The organism is Hymenobacter citatus (assembly GCF_014333615.1).
Classification (GTDB): domain Bacteria; phylum Bacteroidota; class Bacteroidia; order Cytophagales; family Hymenobacteraceae; genus Hymenobacter; species Hymenobacter citatus.
This window is the reverse complement of the sequence record NZ_JACSCY010000004.1, coordinates 300,719-317,832: the sequence shown is the minus strand read 5'-3', so window position 1 is coordinate 317,832 and position 17,114 is coordinate 300,719. Positions and strand designations below refer to the sequence as shown.

Genomic DNA, 17,114 nt, shown 5'->3' with positions numbered 1-17,114 from the left:
TCTCTACCCCCTATGCGCGAAGCGGTTTTCCTGCGGCAGAACAAGGCCAAGTGGCAGCAGTACGAATTGGAGCCGGCCGCTGGCCCCGACGAGCTGGCGGCCCGTTTTATTGAGCTAACCGATGACTTGTCGTACGCCCGCACCTTTTATCCTAATTCGGCTACGGCGAACTACCTCAACGAGCTGACCGGCAAGCTACACCAGACGCTATATAAAAACAACCGCGAGGACACCGGCCGTTTTTGGCGTTTCTGGCGGTTGGAGCTGCCGTTGCTGGTGGCCCGCCACCACCGCACGCTGGCCTGGGCGCTCGGCTTTTTTCTGCTGGCCACGGCGCTGGGGGCGCTATCGGCCGCGCTGGACGATACGTTTGTGCGCGTTATCCTCGGCGACGACTACGTGAACGAAACCCTGCGCAACATCGAGCGCGGCGACCCGATGGCCATTTACAAAGGCGGCGGCGAAACGTTCATGTTTGTGCGCATCACCCTCAACAACGTGCTGGTGGCCCTCAAGGCGTTTGCCGCCGGCATTGTGCCCTGGGTAGGCACGGGGTACATGCTGTTCTTTAATGGCATGATGCTGGGCTCGTTTCAGTACTTCTTCTACCAGCACGGGGTATTGCTCCCCTCGGTGCTTACTATCTGGATTCACGGCACGCTGGAAATTTCGGCCATTGTGCTGGCCGGGGGCGCGGGCTTTGTGGTCGGCAACAGCATTTTGTTTCCGGGGACTTACTCGCGGGCCGAGTCGTTTCGGCGGGGCGCCCGCGACGGCATGCGCCTGGCCATTGGGCTGGTACCCATTTTTGTGGTAGCAGGCTTCCTGGAAGGCTTCGTGACGCGCCACACCGAGATGCCGCTTGCGGCTAGTTTGCTGATTATCGGCACGTCGGCCAGCTTTATTATTGGCTATTTCATTCTCTACCCCCTGCACCTGCGCCGTCAGGCAAAGCGCCGTGGGCTCTCATTGGATATGCTCTCTTCTTAATTCAACTCTATAGCGTATGCGTGTACCGTTTACTTATCCTACCGACTTTCTGCGCGAGCGGGACTTTGGGCAAAAGATTGAGGCCGCCATTGATTTCTTTAAGGCCCATTTCCGGCCACTGGGCAAGGCCTTGCTCTACATTGTGCTACCCCTGACGCTGGTACAGGGCATTGCGCAGGGCCTGATGATGAGCAGAATGATGGGCATGTTTAGTGGCATAATGCAGCGCGGGCGCATGGGCCGCCTCGATCCGACAGCCACTGCCAGCACCAACAACGAGATGCTGGGCCTGATTGGTAGCCCCGAGTACCTGCTGGCTGTACTGGCCGGCCTACTAGTGTTTGCACTGCTGGTGCTCACGGTATACGGCTACGTGGTGCTGCGCATGGAAAAAGCCGATCCGAACGAAGAAGTGACCGTGCCGGAGGTATGGCAGCTGGTGCGGCGGCGGTTTCTGGGTACCATCGGGGCGTTTTTTGGGCTGGCGCTGTGCGTGTTTGGGACCCTGTTAGGGGTAGGGATGCTGGTAGGCGTTGTGATGACCGTTTTGATAAGTGGTCTGGGCACAGGCGCAGGCGCAGTAGTTGGCGTTATATCCGTGCTGGGTCTGTATGCCGCCATGTTCTACGTGATGACCACGCTCAGCCTGTTCTTTATTATCTGGGTGCGGGAGCGGCTCGGTTTTTTCGCCACCATCAAGCGGTGCTTTTCGCTGATCTGGGGCAAGTGGTGGTCTACCTTCGGGCTGGTGGTAGTGATGGGGCTGATTGTGGGTGTGCTGGCCATTCTGGTTTATCTGCTTTCCTCCCTGATCAGCTCACCGTTTTCCCTTATCTCTTCGCCCGAAGTAGAGCCCAACCGCCTGCTGGCGGCAGTGGCGGGCACCATCAACTCCACGGCCTTGCTGCTCTTGTATCCGCTGTTGCTGCTGGCCATTGCCTTCCAGTATTTCAACCTGGTAGAGCGCAAAGAAGGCCAGAGCCTGCATGCCTTAGTGGACCAGATTGGTGGCCCCGCCCCCGCCGGATACGGCCGCCTCGCCCCTACCCTGCCAGAAGACGAGGGCGAGTATTAAACCAGACTTATACCCCAAGTATCTATTATTGCCTGTGCTACTGATACAGTTTATGTTTCGCGGTTGTCGTGGTGCTGGCCTGATGGTCCTGGTTCTGCTGCTCTTTTTGACAGCCCTACCCCTGACCAGTACCGCCGCTCCTGACGATGCACCCGCCGTCACGCTACCCGCCTACCCTCGGCCGGCCCCTACCCTACGTCAGCCGGCGCCAGGCAGGCTGGCGCGGTTTCGGGAGCAGCGCGCCTTTCAATACGTGCAGCCGGAGCCCAAGCGCACCACCGCCTGGGACTTATTTTGGTGGCGCCTGATGCAGTGGATTCGTGCGCTGTTCGACAGCAAAGGCTACCAGAATCAAGGGCGCTACGTGGTGTACGGTCTGTTTGGGCTGGCTTTTCTGTACTTGTTATTGCGCGTGTTGCAGCTGGACCTGACAGTGGTGCTAGGCCGCAAGGCACGCACGGTGGCGCTGCCGTACGATGCGTTGCTGGAAGACATTCACGGTCTGAACTTCGTGGAGCTACTGGCCGAGGCCGAAGCCCAGGCCAACTACCGGCTGGCCGTGCGTCTGGGCTATCTGCAAAGCCTGCACGCGCTGTCGGAGCGCCACCTCATCGACTGGCAACCCGACAAAACCAACCACCACTACCTGCTGGAGCTGACCAATACGCCCTGGCAGGCCCCGTTTGCCGACCTCACGCGCCAGTTTGAGTACGTGTGGTATGGCGAGCAGCCGCTCACGGCCCGCCTCTACGAGCAGCTGCGCGCCACGCGCCAGGAGTTTCTGGGCACCCTCACCCAACGCGCCGCCTGATGCTGACTCCCTTCCGTGCGTATCTAATTGGCCTGGGGGTGCTGTTTGCAGCCTACGTGCTGGTGGAGTACCTGCGCCCTACCCCCACCGACTGGACGCCTACCTACCTCAACCGCGACAAAATCCCCTACGGCACCTACGTGCTGCACCAGGTCTTGCCCGACCTCTTTGGCCGAAAGCCTGTGCGCACGGTGCGCCAGCCCATTGCCAACCAGCTCCTGCGCAACCTCGGCGACACGGCCCGCCACGACAGCACCGCCACGCCACGCCTGATTGCCACCAACGCCAACTACGTATTCGTAGCGCCGCGCTTCCGGGCCGGCCGACTGGATGAGGAAGTGCTGCTGCGCTATGTGGCCCGCGGCAACGCTGTCTTTATTGCCGCGGAGCAGTTGGGCCGCCTTTCCGACACGCTGCGCCTGGCTACCGAGCCGGAATACCCGGCGAACGTACAGCAGTCGTGGAAGCCTGGTTCTGCACCCCCGCCCGATACTACTACCATCACTTGGCTGCGGGCTCCGGCTGGTGCTCCGCGCTCCTTGCGCCTGCCGCAGCCACTGGCCGCCTGGCACTTTGTAGCCGACAGCGGCTGCGTGGCCCAGGTGCTGGCCGAGAACGAGCAGCACCAGCCCGTGCTGGTGCGCGTGCCCGTGGGGCGCGGCGCTATTTATCTGAGCAGCACGCCCATTGCCTTCACCAATTACTTCGTGCTGCGCCCTGGTACCAGCCGCTTTGCTTTCGCGGCGCTGTCCTACCTACCAGTGCGGCCGGTGTTTTGGGATGAGTACCAGAAGCAGGGACCAGTGGGCGACCAATCGCTATTTCGGGTGGTGCGGCAGCACCCGGCGCTGCGGCAAGCTGGCTGGCTGATGCTGATAGGCACGCTGCTGTTTGCTTTTTTCGAGGCTCGGCGGCGCCAGCGTGTTATTCCCGTTATCAAGGCCCTACCCAATACCACGTTGCTATTCACGCGCACGGTGGCCTCGCTCTACCGGCAGGGTAGCAACCACGCGCTCATTGCCGAAAAGCGCATCGAATTGTTTCTGGAGACCATTCGCACCCGCTTGCAGGAGCCTACTACCAACCTCAACGACGACGCCTTCCGGGAACGAGTGGCCCAAAAAACCGGCGTCGCCCGCTCTCAGGTTGACGAACTTATCCGCCTGATTCACTTTATTCGCACGGCGCCCACGGTTTCTGATCAGCAATTACTTCAACTCAGCAAAGCTCTCAACGAGTTTAGAAAGCAAGCTTTTATTTAATAGCACTATGTAAATTTATTGTACTATTTGTATTTTGTATTATTCCTATAAATTCCGATATAACATAAATAAAGTAACTATTTAGCTTTAGATAGATTGAGCGTTTTTAAATTATTCCAATTAGTCTTTTTGAATTTCTGATGCAAGAATTTGTCCCCCCAGCTGATAATACCCAGGACGATACCACCACGCCCCGGCCATCTGATACCACGCCATCAGCTGACGCGCCTTTTGGTACCCGCACCGATTTCAGCCAGCTGACCACGCGCGTGGCCGCCATCCGGCAGGAGTTGGGAAAAGTTATCGTAGGTCAGCATGATTTGTTGGAAATGCTGCTCACCGCCATTCTAGCCGATGGGCACGTGCTGCTGGAAGGCGTGCCAGGGGTAGCCAAAACCCTCACCGCCAAGCTGCTCGCCCGTACGCTGGCGGTGCCCTTCAGCCGCCTTCAGTTCACACCCGACCTCATGCCCTCCGACGTGCTGGGCACGTCGGTTTTTCGGCCTACCACCGCCGATTTTGAGTTTCGGCCCGGCCCCATTTTCGCCAGCGTGGTGCTGATTGACGAAATCAACCGGGCGCCGGCCAAAACGCAGTCGGCGCTATTTGAGGTGATGGAAGAGCGCCACACCACGCAAGACGGCACCACCTACCCTATGCCAGAGCCCTTTGTGGTGCTGGCTACCCAAAACCCAGTGGAGCAGGAAGGCACCTACCGCCTGCCCGAGGCCCAGCTCGACCGTTTCTTGTTTAAGCTGAATGTAGGCTACCCTACCTTGGAGGAAGAAGTGGCTATTTTGCAGGGCCACCATGCGGGCTTCGGCGGCACGCCGCTGGAGGTAGTCAACCAGGTGCTGTCGGCTGAGGATATTGCGGCCTTGCGCCGGCAGGTGCGCCAGCAGCGCGTGGAGCCGAAGCTTCTGGAATATATTGCTCGCATCGTAGGGCAGACGCGTGCACACAAAGGACTGTACCTGGGGGCATCGCCGCGGGCGTCGCTGGCCCTGCTCAACGGCGCCAAAGCCCTGGCCGCCCTCCGCGGCCGCGACTTTGTAACGCCCGACGACGTACAGTTTCTGGCCCCCGCCGTGCTGCGCCACCGCATCCTGCTCACGCCCGAACGTGAAATGGAAGGCCTCACGGCGGATGAGATTATCAAGCAGATTGTGCAGCAGATTGAAGTACCGCGGTAGGGCGATGAAGACCGCAAAAGCATCTGTCATCCTGAGCAGAGCGAAGGACCTTCTCACAGCAGAACGAGTCGTTGTTACGCTTATAGTTCTGACGTGAGAAGGTCCTTCGCTGCGCTCAGGATGACAGACTTTTTCTTACTCGCCAGCCCCGAAATTCCATGAAATCCCTCTTCCTCACCACCCGCTTTTTCCTGCTGCTTGCGGCACTGATAACCGGCTTCGTGGTGGCATTTTTCCTACCCTCGCTATTAGGGCCGATGCAGGTAGCGCTGGGGTTGCTGGTGGTACTGGCTGCCCTGGATGTGCTGCTGTTGTATGCCCCCGGTGCCAACGGTGGTGGGCAGGTATTTGGGCGGCGCGTGATGGGCGAGAAGCTCGCCAACGGCTCCGATAACGACATTGCCATCTACCTCGAAAACCGTTACCGCTTCGCCGTCCACACCGAAACCATTGATGAGATTCCGCACCAGTTTCAGCGGCGCGACGTGCTGTTTCGGGCAGCGCTGAAGGCGGGTGAAACGCAGGTGATTCGCTACCAGCTGCGGCCTACCAAGCGCGGCGAATACTCCTTTGGAGCTGTGAATGTGCTGGTGGCCTCGCCGCTGGGCCTGGTGCGGCGGCGCTTCCGCTACGACCAGGGCCAGCTGGTGCCCGTGTACCCGTCGTTTTTGCAGATGCGCCAGTACGAGCTGCTGGCCATCAGCAACCGCCTCACGGAGGTGGGCGTGAAGCGTATCCGGCGGGTAGGCCAGAGCATGGAGTTTGAGCAAATCCGGCCCTATGTGGCCGGCGACGACCCGCGCAACATCAACTGGAAAGCCACTGCGCGCCGCGCCGGCACGGGTGGCGATACGTTGGTAGTCAACCACTTTCAAGATGAGCGTGCCCAGCAGGTGTATTGCCTGATTGACAAAGGCCGGGTGATGCGGATGCCTTTCCACGGCCTCAGCCTACTCGACTACGCCATCAACGCTACCCTCGTCGTCAGCAACATTGCCCTGCTCAAGCACGACAAGGCCGGGCTCCTGACGTTTGCCAACAAGCTGAGCGCTCTGGTACCGGCCGAGCGCCGCAGCGGCCACCTACGCAAGCTGTTGGAAGTGCTGTACCGCCAGCGCACCAAATACCTCGAAACCAGCTTCGAAACACTTTACACGGCCGTCAAAACCAATATTCGGCAGCGCAGCTTGCTCATTCTGTTTACCAATTTTGAGACGCTGAGCGGGATGCAGCGCCAGCTGCCCTACCTGCGCCGCCTGGCCAAAGACCACCTGCTGCTGGTTGTGTTTTTCGAGAATACGGAGCTGCACCAATTTCTGAATACGCCCGCTCAAACAACAGAGGAAGTATACAACCAGACCATTGCCGAGAAATTTGCCCAGGAAAAACGGCAAATCGTACTGGAATTGCAGCGCCATGGCATGCATGCGCTGCTCACAGCTCCCGAGCAACTCACGGTAAACACACTGAACCGCTACCTGGAGTTTAAGGCGCGGGGGTTGATTTAAGAGGTTCTCAGAGCGCCAAAATCCGCGCTTTGCAAACCTCTGCGAGCAATGCTGGTAGCCGCACCCGAAGGCTGTTTGCGTGGGTAGAAGTACCTTGCGGCTCTCCCATTCCAATTGCCTATGCTTTCTTCTCTTCGTTGTGGGCTGCTCTTCGCATCACTATTGTTTGCGGTAGCTGTTCAGGCCCAGCAGGCTCCTACCTCTCCCACGCATCACTTAATGCCGGTACCCACCACGGCTAACTGGGGCGCGGCACGGCTGCCACTGCGCAGCACTTTCACCTATATCATCACCGCTGATACCCAACCGGATACCGTCGTGGCAGCGGCAGCACGGCGCCTGCAAGGGCGCCTGCTCCGGCGGCTCGGCCCGGCGCGACCAGCCGCCAAAACCACGCCTAGCAAAGCAGCCCCTACCCTCAGCATCCGCTACGGCAAACCGGGGCGCATGGACAACGGCGACGAAGAACGCTATGCCCTGCGCGTAACGCCTATGGGCATTTCGCTCACCGCCCCTACTAGCCTGGGTGTCCTGCGCGGGTTGGCTACCGTGGAGCAGCTCGTGGCCAAGGAGAAAAACGCACTATATTTTCCCGAAGTTGATATTCAGGACCAGCCGCGGTTTGGGTGGCGGGGGCTGCTGATTGACGCGGCCCGGCACTTCATGCCCGTGCCCGTCATCAAGCGCAACCTGGATGCCATGGCCGCCGTGAAGCTGAACGTGCTGCACTGGCATCTGTCAGATGATCAGGGCTTTCGGGTGGAAAGTCAGCGGCTGCCGCGCTTGGCGCAGGTAGGCGGCGAGGGGCAGTTCTACACCCAGGCCCAGGTGCGGGAGGTGCAGCGCTACGCGGCGGCGCGGGGCATCCGAGTGGTGCCGGAGTTCGACATGCCCGGCCACGCCACCGCCTGGCTGGCCGCCTACCCCGAGCTGGCCTCCAACGACTCCACCTACGGCGTGGCCCCGCGCTGGGGCGTGCTCAACATCGCCATGGATCCTACCCGAGAAACCACCTACACGCTGATAGACACGCTATTGGGTGAGATGACGCAGCTATTCTCCGACCCGTATTTTCATATCGGTGGCGACGAAAACGACGGGCGGCAGTGGCTGCGCAATCCGCGCATTGTGCAGTTTATAAAAGAGCAGAAATTGGTGAAAAGCAATGGGCAGCCCGATAAGCACGCCCTGCAAACCTACTTCAACCGCCGCATCCTGGCCATGCTCACCAAGTACAATAAGAAGATGATCGGCTGGGACGAAATCCTGAGGCCGGGCCTACCTGAGTCGGCCGTGATTCAGAGCTGGCGGGGCAAAAAAGGCTTATACGACGCCGTGAAAGCCAACCACCCGGCCATCCTCTCCAACGGCTACTACATCGACCTGAACTACTCGGCCGCCAACCACTACGCCGTAGACCCGCTCCCCGCCGACGCCCCCCTCACCGACGCCCAGAAAAAACTGGTACTAGGCGGCGAGGCCACCATGTGGGCCGAATTTGCGGATAGCGTCATCGTGGATAGCCGCATCTGGCCCCGCACCGCGGCCATAGCGGAGCGGTTTTGGTCGCCGGCTACCGTTACCAACGTGCCGGATATGTACCGCCGCCTCGCTATCGTTTCGGCGCAGCTGGAGCGGCTGGGCGTGCAGCACCGCAGCGCGCCGGAACTGCTGTTGCGCCAGTTGGCCGCCGGGCAGCCGGTGGCGCCGCTGCGCACGTTTGCCAGCGTACTGGAGCCCGTGAAGGAGTACAAGCGTCACTTTCAGGGCATGAAATACACCACGCAAACGCTCCTGAACCGCCTGGTGGACGCCGCCCCGGCTGAGTCGGATGCGGCGCGGGAGTTTGGCGAGGCGGTGGATGCTTTATTGGCGCAACTAGGCACTGCGCCTACCTCTCCCCTACCCGCCGAAGCCTTGCCGGCGCTGGCGGCAGTGCGGGCACCCCTTATTCAGTGGCAGGCCAACGACGTGAAGTTGCAGCCGCTGTTCAACACCTCCGCCAGCCTGCGCGAGTACGGCCCACTTTCGGCCCGCCTGAGTGCTCTTTCGACGCTGGCGTTGGAGCGGCTGCAATTGCTGGAGCAAGGGCAGACGCCTACCGCTGCCTGGAAAACCAATGCTCAGCAGCAATTGGAAGCCGCTAAAGCACCGGCTGGGCAAACGGAGCTGGCCGTGCTGCCGGCTTTGCAGCGGTTGCTGAATGGGTTGCCGTAGGCTTGCTCTTATCCGTCATCCTGAGCCCCTATCATCCTGAGCGCAGCGAAGGACCTTATCACGCGTGAACGAGTCGTTGTTACGATGGTCGTTCACGCGTGATAAGGTCCTTCGCTGCGCTCAGGATGACAGAAAAGAATAAATCAAAACAACACTGATACCTGCATCCTACCTGTGTGCACGGCTTGCAGGCCGTTGGGCTTGCGGCCGTCGTAGGCCACAGTGATATTGAGGCCATTGCTGAGCCGCTGTTCCAGGTTCAGGTTCCAGGTGATGTTGTTGCCGGGGCGCAGGGCTTGCAGGATTTCCAGACCCACTACGGAGGCCACGTCGCCGTCGAACCCTACCCGCACGTAGCGCGTGGCGGCCGTGATGGTGCGCTTGCTTACCTGGCTCACGCGGGTTTCGAGGCCCAGCTGGTCGAAGGCGCCGCGAGCGTCGGCGTCGGTGCCATCCTTGAAGGTGTTCTGCTTCACGGTGCGCAAGTAAGTGCCCGTGAAGCGCAAGGTGCTGCTGGGCTGGTAGCTGATTTCGGGGGCTACCTCGTAGAGTCGCAGCCGGTAGTTGCGCGTGTCCAGGTAGCTCGACTCGTTGCCGCGTACGCTCCTCGATACCGTGAAACGCCCCGTAAACTGTTGGGCCAGCGTGCGGCGCAGTAGCAAGCTTTGCGAAGCCAGGTTCCGAATATCGAAGCCCTGCGTGAGCAATACCTTTTGCTGGGTTTGCTGGGCCGTCAGCTCCGCACCGAATATTGGGTTGGAGCGGTTGAAGTACAGCGTATTGCGCAGCAGCTTGTTCATGCCCAGCAGCTGGTTGTCCTCTACCTGGTAGGAAAACGGATTCAGGCGGGCGCGCAGGCTGTTGTCGGTGGTGCGGCTGTCGAGCGTGACGGTAGTGATGGCCGAGAACCGCGCCACGAAGCTCAGCAGCTTGCCCGCCTCGCGCCAGCCGCGGGGCGCGGTGGTGCTCAGGCGGTAGCTTAGGCGGTTGGTGTAGGCCGTAATGTACTGATCGGTGGGCAGATACACTTTGATATAGGTGCGGTACTGGGCATCTGAGGTAGGCGCCTCAAAGAACTCGTCCTTGTCCTGGCGGCCGTTGCCGTTGGCGTCGCCGCCGTAGTAGTGCGTGCCCTGGCCGTTGGTGACGGGTAGGAAGGAGTAATCCCGCCGCAGCTCGCGGCCGGTGGCCACGCTGTAATTCAGCTCCGAGCGAAATACATTGTCGAGGAACGTCGCGTTCCAGTCTACCTTACCCAATACCGTGCGCTGGCGGGCGCTGTCGCGGGCTATCAGGTCGCGGTAGGTGGCCACCAGCGCAATATCCTGGTTGCGGCCGATGCGGCTGGCCAAGGAGCCCTGCCAGGTTTGGGCGCGGCCGCGGGTTTGCAGCTCGTTGTTGAGGGGCGTCTGGTCGCGGCGGTAGGTGTAGTCGAGGCGGAAGCGGGTGCGGGCCGAGTCGCGGCTCTGCACAAACACCTGGTGCTCATCATAGTAGTTGGCCGTAAAAAGCGAATCGCCGTTGGGTAGGGCCACGCGGTTTTTGTCGAAGCGGTAGGCGTAGCCGGGCACCACCGGGCCGGCCACGTAGCGCGCCGTGGCCTCGCCCCGCGCCCACTGCGACTCTCGCCTACCTACCTGCGCATTCAGCAAAAACAGGTTGCCGCGCAGCTGCACGTCGCCTAGCTGGTGGGCCGCCTCCAGCCAATGCTGGGTGCCGTCTACCTCCGTGGCCCGGTAGCGGCGGCTCAGGCGGTAGCTGATGCTGTTGTTGATATCCTTCACTGCGCCCACCGAAAAATTCAGAATATTATCCTCGCGGGGCGTCTGACTGGTAGTGTTGGTCTGGGCGGCTACCGAGCCGTTGATGTTGTTGCTCCAGTTGCGGTCAAATTCGATGTCGCGGTACCGGTCAATCGGCGAAAAGCGGTGGCTGGTGTACTCAAACGTGAGGTCACTCTGCAAGCGGTAGTCGCGCAGGCCCGGCAGGTTGATGCGGCGGTTTTGCACCGCGTAGCCCACCCGCATGGCCTGCCCCTGCGCCGCCTCCGGCGAAAAGCGGTTCACATCCAGCTGCGACGAAGCCACATCCACAAACACGCTGGCCGTCGAATCGACCTGATACGTAGCTCCGGCCGTGGCCATTTGCTTGAGCAGCGGGGTAGGCAGCAGGCGCACCGGCGCGTAGCTGCCCTGCGGTACGCCATTCAGGGGCGCCACATAGCGGTACACCTGCCCGTTGGCACCGGCGTTGACGGTACTCACGATATAATCGCCCCGGTTAGGCCCCAGGTTGGTGAAGCGTACGTTGTAGACGCCCCGCAACGTATCGGCGCCGGTAGCAAACTGGTACACTACGCGCCGGTTGCCGTTATCGTCCGTGATGACGTTGCGGTTGTATTGGACCTGATTGCGGTTATACCCTGCCGAATCGACACCGGAGGTAGTGGCCAGGCTCACGTTGTCGCCGATGCTGCGCAGGCGGGCGCGGTCTGCCTCGCTCAGCGTCAGGTTGGGCGAGTTGTCGGGGTTGTCGGCCTCGCGGTAGTAGTTGGCCCGCACTTGCAACTTGCCCAGTTGCTGGTAGTGGCTGAGGGTAGTGAGCGAGCGGGAATAGTTGAAATCGGAATACTCAAACTCTACCTTGATGCGCGAGTTGCTGGTAATAAGGTGGTTGGGCGTGAAGGTGATTTCCGCCTGGTTGTAGTCTACAATGTAGTCGAAGTCGAAGCCCCGCGTCAGCAGGCGGCCATCCAGGTACACGCGCTCAGAATTGGCGAGCAGAATGATGAACTGTTCGCCGTTCGGGCCGCGCATCCGGTAAGGTCCCTGCACGTTGTCGATGGGTAGCACGTCGATAGAGGCAAACTTGCCCTTAGCCACGCCCGCCGCCACCACCGTGCTACTGCGTGCCCGCGGCCCTTGCTTGAAGTTGGCCTCAATGGCCGCCCCCTGAATATTCTTGTAATAGCGCAGAAAGTAATCGGGCTTGTTGCGCAGCACCACGTCGCCGGCCGTCAGGCTCCAGTTGGGGTGCGTGAGCGTCACGTAAATCCGGTCGAACTCCTGCAACTGCTGCGTATTCCCCTCCGGCTGAAACGGCACATTCTGGTCAGAAATGGCCGCTGTCAGGTTGATTTTATCCGTGAGCTTGCCTTCCAGTTGCAAGTTCAGGGCCGAGTTCACAAACACGTTCTGCGTGTTGCCAAACGACACGCCCCGCGACAGATTCCCTGTTTTGTTGATGCCTGGCGTACTCAGAATCTGCTCCTTCACCGCAAAATCCTCGTAACTCACCGGCTTCTCCCGAAACGCCACGCTATCCAGCAGGCTGCGCGGGCGCCGAAAGCGCGGCGCCGCCAGCGCCAGCGGCAGCACCCGGTAGCACACCAGCACCGAATCGGCTTCCTGGCGAGGAAATACCAGATCGGGCTCTCCTGGCTCGGGCGAAGGGTAGCGCGTACGCTGGCGCAGAAACTGGTAGGTGTCAGTGCGAACATCGTAGGCCACCGTATGCCCCGGCACCGTCACGGAGGTAGGCACCACCGTCAGCGAGTCGGGCAGCTGAAACGTGGCCGTATCGCGGGTAGGCGACAACTGCACCCAGCGGCACCGGCGGGTGCTGGGCGGCCCGGCCTCCTGGGCCAGCAACGGCCCCCGCGCCGCCAAGAATAGCAACAACAAGCAGCCCCAGCGCATAAATTGACGCGTAAAGCTTTTCCTCATGCCATTCAGTTTCGCCCGTATCTATTTGCTACCTAACGCACAACTACCCACGATTCGTGCCGAGCGGTGAAATGGTGAGATGGTGAAATGGTGAGTTTGCTGTTCTAACAGCGCCACCTGCGCAAGCGGCTCCGATTGCGCGGCCAGAACAGCAAACTCACCATTTCACTATCTCACCATCTCACCACTCGGCGCCAGGGGGAGTTCTACGAAGAACGTGGTGCCCACCTCCTCTTCCGTTTCGAACCAGATGCGCCCGCCCGCGCTTTCGATGCCGCGGCGTGCTACGGCCAGGCCAATGCCCGAGCCCTGTTCTTTGGTGGTGAAATTCGGCTTGAAAATCTTGTCCTGCACCTCTAGCGGGATGCCGGCGCCGTTGTCTTGCACACATATCAATAGGTGCTGGCCATCAGGCTGGTATTCCAGCCACAGGCCCACATCGGGGTGCTGACCCAAGGGTACCGCCTGTAGGGCGTTAATCAGCAAGTTATTGAATGTACGGACCAACAGGTTTTCGTCGGCAAACACTTCGTAGTTGCCGCTATCCGCATCATCCGGCAGCAATAGGTAGAGGTGGCCGCCAATGGCATTGCTTTGGTGCAAACTCACGCAACGCCGCAAAATCGGGATGATGTCCAGGCGCTCGGGGCGCATGGCGGGTAGGTTGGTGAAGGTGCTGAACGAGGTAGCAATGTCGGAGAGCACGTCAATCTGGGTGATGAGCGTCTGCGAAATCTTCCCAATCAGCTCCTGCACGTTGGGCCGGTGCTCAGCAATGGCTTTCTGCAAGTATTGCAACGAAAGCTTCATGGGCGTGAGCGGATTCTTGATTTCGTGGGCCACTTGTCGGGCCATTTCGCGCCAGGCGGCTTCTTTTTCCTGCGCGGCCAACTCCAACTTACTGGCTTCCAACTTCATCAGCATGCCGTTGTATTCGCGCACCAGCAGCCCAATCTCATCGGCCGAATTATACTCCAGCAGTTCGTTGCGGTCCGTGAGGGTAGTCTGTTTCAGCTTGGCCGTGATGAGCTTAAGTGGGGCCGTGAGGATGCGCGACGCCACAAACGTCAGAATTAGGAACAGAATAAACATCACCGTGAAGATGTTCAGGCTGGTAGATATCAGCTCAATTAGCTTGCCGTCCAAGTCTTTCTCGGAGTCGAAGAATGGGATGCCCACGTAGCCAATCACCGGCGCCGGTTTACCAGCGCGCACCGTGCCCGCGCGTAGGGGTAGGTAAAGCGCATTGAACGATAGTGTACCGGCGTGCTCCGTCAGCAGCTTACGCGGCTGCCCATGCTCAGCTAGTGCCGCCATAGCCTGCGGGTTCATCAACGGACTCAGCAAACCCGCTTCAAAAATGAGCGGCTGGCTGCTCACCTGCAACATGCCGTGGGCGTCGTACAGGTTCAGGTCGGTATCGGTGATGCTGGCTACGTTGTCGGCCAGGTCGATGATGGCGCTGTGGTTGGCAGAATCGGTGAGGGCGGAGCGGTTGCGGAGTAGGCTTTCCTGCACCGCCTTGCCGCGTCGCTCATAGGCGCGCAGCAGGTCGCGTTTGTACGAGCTGGTCACCTGACTGGCCGTTGCCACGCTCACAATTAGCAGCGGCACCAGAATACCGAAGTTCAGAAACAGCTGAATCTTGGTGCTGAAATTGGTCCGAAATACTTCCAACGACTGTCCCTGCGCCAAGGTGTAGACGCCAATGCACACCAGCCAGAAGAACGTGTGCAGCAGAAACAGGAAAGAGAAGTTGGCCAGCCAATTACCAAACGAATACGTAGGTGTGGTCACAATCACCAACCGTTGCTGCGGCCCCCGCACGCCCAGGTGGTGAAAGCCGTTGATAGCTAAGCCCGTTGTATAGAGCCTACTATCATTCAACACACTGTTAGTCAACTGATTTACATAATCGAAATCTCCCTCACTGTATACTAGTTGGTTGTTTTCATAGCCAGCGTAGCTTAGCTCCGGTCCTAGCCCTGGCTGAAAAAACTTTTGGTCGATCAATAGCTCGGGCACTACGCTATAGGCCGTCAGCTTCTTAAGCGACAGCTCCAATACAATAGTACTTTCTCGGCTGCTATCAGCCGGCACAGGCACCAGGGCCACATAGCGCCGTGTGCTGAAGGAGTTGCTACCCCGAATCAGGTAAATACCTTTTTGGTCGGTGAGCGTGGCGTTGGCAAGCAAGCGGTGGCGCAGGTCGGGTAAGGCCACGCTACTGTCGGCTGTAGTGCCCGAGGGGCCAAATAGGGTCACCACCACCTCGTATTTGTCGAAATAGTCGCGCAGGTAATACTTGTCTATTTTCTGCCGGACTACTTCCTGGTTGGCAAACGGATTAGCCAATACTTTCTGAATACGCGAGTCGGCGGCCATTTGACGCGTGCGCTCCGCCAACAGGTATTCTCCTTGCAAATCGTTGTCGATCAACAAATTTCCAGCTACTTTCTGTTTACTCAAAATAAGTTGCTGATCGGCAAACTCATACAAAGCCAGTGCCCCCACAGCCGATATTACGGCCAACATCAGGAAAATGAACAGGTAGATCTGATAGGGAACCACGTTCACCAATTGCTTCAACCCCGTCAGGCGCAGCACCGCGAAAAACAGCAACGCTAGCCCCAATAGCGTAAGGTAGGGCTGATTAAGAATAAGGCCGGTTGGTAGAAATAGCAACATAAAGAAGCTCAGCAGCACCACATCCGATACCTTGGAGGTAGGCCGTACCGCCGCCGTAAATAGCTGCGACAGCAAGAAGAAGCCTACCATATATGCTCCGCCGTGCAACACCAGCGCCAGGCACAGCAACACCTTAAAGCCGCTTACCTGAATGCTCTGGGTGATATCGAGCACCAGTTGGGAGTTGTTGAAGCTGTTGGAGAAGAACTGGTATAGCAATACCATCAGCCCAAAATAGCCCAGTACGGCTACCACCCCCAGCAGCAGCCGCACCAATTGATTGCGCACTTGCCGCACCCGCCGCACTATCCGGTAGCGCCGGAACAGCAATAATGCGTAGTAAGACCCTACCAACAACAAGAGCGCATTGATTAGCAAATCGCCCAGCGAGGGAGAGAGCCAGGAAGCTGCGTAGACGCGTGGGTCGAATAAGGGTAATTCAATCAGCGAAAAAGGTAGGCCTGCAAAGAGCAAAGCTGCCCGCAGCACTACCAGCGACAGAATTACCACGATGGCGCCGCTAAGAGCCTTGCCTGCTCGAAAGCGGCGCCGCGCCATTTGCCACCAGCACAGCAAGTAGCAGCTGAGGCCCAGCAACAGTAAAAAGCACGGTAGATATTTACCCGTAATTGGGTTGGGCTGAAGACTTTCGACTGAGAACAGGTATTCTCCCGCATCGGTATACAGGCGAGGTAAGCGCTGGTTGGTACTAGTAGGCACCAGCTGGATATTCATGCCACGGAACAGCGCCTGCCCAGCCCCATTGCGCAGGTAGCGGTTACTGATGCCATAGTGCTGCTCCAGCGGCACATAGGTGATAACGGTATATGGCCCCAGCACCTGGCGCAGCACCAAGTAATGCCCAAAGCGCATTTCCACCATTTTCTCCCGAAACTCCTCATCTACCAACGCCTGGTCTGGCTCAATGGTATGATCCGACCAGCTTACCAGTTCTTCGCCTTCATATACAAAGCAAGGGTAGGTAGTACGGCTTACCAACTCTCCAAAAGTCGGCTTATACTTGCGCAGGTTGTCTACTACTGATTCTGCCTCGTAGCGTGCTGTCAGTTCGGCCTCCGTTAATAGGTTCTGTAGCCGCAGTGCATCGGCCCGAAACAAGGAGCCAGAGCGTTGCGCATATTGGTTGCTGACGTAGGCCCCGGCAAAGCACAGAACGGCCGCCAGCAGCAAAAACAACGGGGAAAAACGAGTTGATTTAAACAAGGCAGAAGGCTAACAAACACCAAACACTACAGCGCAAACCTACCTGGAAGCTAACAAAAATGCCGCCATTTGGCGGCATTCACTGCTTAGTACAACAGTTGCACGAAGAATGCAATCTAGACTATACTACTGCTACTGCTGTGTAGCTTTCTTCTTTTGCACGTTGCGGTACCAAAAGTACCCTACGGTGCCCATCAAAAGATAAGGAACCGTCATGAGGTATACGATACCTTTATTCAGACCTGTTACGTCGTAACCGTCTTTCTCCGTACGCGACGACTCTACCTGCGACTTACATAGTACACACTGGGCCTGCGTGGCTAGAGGTAATAAGCTTAGCAACGTGCTCAGCAGCAACAGAAATACACTGGATGTGAGGGCCTTTTTCATATGATTTGAACACCCAAACAGGCGTTAAGTT

At 58.8% G+C, this 17,114-nt stretch carries 10 protein-coding genes; 7 read left to right on the top strand and 3 right to left on the bottom strand.

What is annotated here, in order from left to right:
- Positions 1 to 12: 12 nt before the first annotated feature.
- The 7 genes from H8B15_RS07615 (at position 13) to H8B15_RS07585 (ending at position 9,056) form a co-directional block, all read left to right on the top strand.
- On the top strand, positions 13 to 990 hold the full coding sequence (locus H8B15_RS07615; protein ID WP_187319066.1) for a stage II sporulation protein M: 978 nt from the start codon (positions 13 to 15) through the stop codon (positions 988 to 990).
- 16 nt (positions 991 to 1,006) lie between these two features.
- Positions 1,007 to 2,065, top strand: a complete 1,059-nt coding sequence (locus H8B15_RS07610; protein WP_187319065.1) for a hypothetical protein — start codon at positions 1,007 to 1,009, stop codon at positions 2,063 to 2,065.
- Between the two features lie 52 nt (positions 2,066 to 2,117).
- Positions 2,118 to 2,876: a DUF4129 domain-containing protein gene (locus H8B15_RS07605; RefSeq protein ID WP_187319064.1), complete on the top strand. Its 759-nt coding sequence runs from the start codon at positions 2,118 to 2,120 to the stop codon at positions 2,874 to 2,876.
- Positions 2,876 to 4,138 (top strand): DUF4350 domain-containing protein, encoded by a 1,263-nt coding sequence (locus H8B15_RS07600; RefSeq protein ID WP_187319063.1) that lies wholly within the window; start codon positions 2,876 to 2,878, stop codon positions 4,136 to 4,138. Before H8B15_RS07605 ends, H8B15_RS07600 begins: the two co-directional genes overlap by 1 nt.
- Positions 4,139 to 4,278: 140 nt before the next feature.
- On the top strand, positions 4,279 to 5,331 hold the full coding sequence (locus H8B15_RS07595; protein ID WP_187319062.1) for an AAA family ATPase: 1,053 nt from the start codon (positions 4,279 to 4,281) through the stop codon (positions 5,329 to 5,331).
- Between the two features lie 158 nt (positions 5,332 to 5,489).
- Positions 5,490 to 6,839: a DUF58 domain-containing protein gene (locus tag H8B15_RS07590; RefSeq protein WP_187319061.1), complete on the top strand. Its 1,350-nt coding sequence runs from the start codon at positions 5,490 to 5,492 to the stop codon at positions 6,837 to 6,839.
- A 120-nt stretch (positions 6,840 to 6,959) separates the two neighbouring features.
- Entirely contained in the window at positions 6,960 to 9,056 is a 2,097-nt protein-coding gene (locus H8B15_RS07585; protein WP_187319060.1) for a beta-N-acetylhexosaminidase, read from the top strand.
- A gap of 143 nt (positions 9,057 to 9,199) precedes the next feature.
- On the opposite strand, the gene H8B15_RS07580 is transcribed toward H8B15_RS07585, so the two are convergent.
- The 3 genes from H8B15_RS07580 to H8B15_RS07570 all read right to left on the bottom strand — a co-directional run bounded on the left by H8B15_RS07580 (position 9,200) and on the right by H8B15_RS07570 (position 17,083).
- The gene (locus H8B15_RS07580; RefSeq protein WP_187319059.1) at positions 9,200 to 12,781 is read right to left on the bottom strand and encodes a hypothetical protein; all 3,582 of its coding nucleotides are present in this window, start codon (positions 12,779 to 12,781) and stop codon (positions 9,200 to 9,202) included.
- A 168-nt stretch (positions 12,782 to 12,949) separates the two neighbouring features.
- A complete protein-coding gene (locus H8B15_RS07575) occupies positions 12,950 to 16,693 on the bottom strand; it encodes a sensor histidine kinase (RefSeq protein ID WP_187319058.1) in 3,744 nt (1,247 codons plus the stop codon).
- Positions 16,694 to 16,825: 132 nt separating this feature from the next.
- A complete protein-coding gene (locus H8B15_RS07570) occupies positions 16,826 to 17,083 on the bottom strand; it encodes a hypothetical protein (RefSeq protein WP_187319057.1) in 258 nt (85 codons plus the stop codon).
- Positions 17,084 to 17,114 lie beyond the last annotated feature (31 nt).

Excerpts from the sequence above, each read along its gene's own strand:
- H8B15_RS07610 (WP_187319065.1), top strand. The coding sequence starts at position 1,007 with ATGCGTGTACCGTTTACTTATCCTACCGACTTTCTGCGCGAGCGGGAC.
- H8B15_RS07595 (WP_187319062.1), top strand. The coding sequence starts at position 4,279 with ATGCAAGAATTTGTCCCCCCAGCTGATAATACCCAGGACGATACCACC.
- H8B15_RS07570 (WP_187319057.1), bottom strand. The coding sequence starts at position 17,083 with ATGAAAAAGGCCCTCACATCCAGTGTATTTCTGTTGCTGCTGAGCACG.
- H8B15_RS07590 (WP_187319061.1), top strand. The coding sequence starts at position 5,490 with ATGAAATCCCTCTTCCTCACCACCCGCTTTTTCCTGCTGCTTGCGGCA.
- H8B15_RS07605 (WP_187319064.1), top strand. The coding sequence starts at position 2,118 with ATGTTTCGCGGTTGTCGTGGTGCTGGCCTGATGGTCCTGGTTCTGCTG.
- H8B15_RS07585 (WP_187319060.1), top strand. The coding sequence starts at position 6,960 with ATGCTTTCTTCTCTTCGTTGTGGGCTGCTCTTCGCATCACTATTGTTT.
- H8B15_RS07580 (WP_187319059.1), bottom strand. The coding sequence starts at position 12,781 with ATGAGGAAAAGCTTTACGCGTCAATTTATGCGCTGGGGCTGCTTGTTG.
- H8B15_RS07600 (WP_187319063.1), top strand. The coding sequence starts at position 2,876 with ATGCTGACTCCCTTCCGTGCGTATCTAATTGGCCTGGGGGTGCTGTTT.
- H8B15_RS07615 (WP_187319066.1), top strand. The coding sequence starts at position 13 with ATGCGCGAAGCGGTTTTCCTGCGGCAGAACAAGGCCAAGTGGCAGCAG.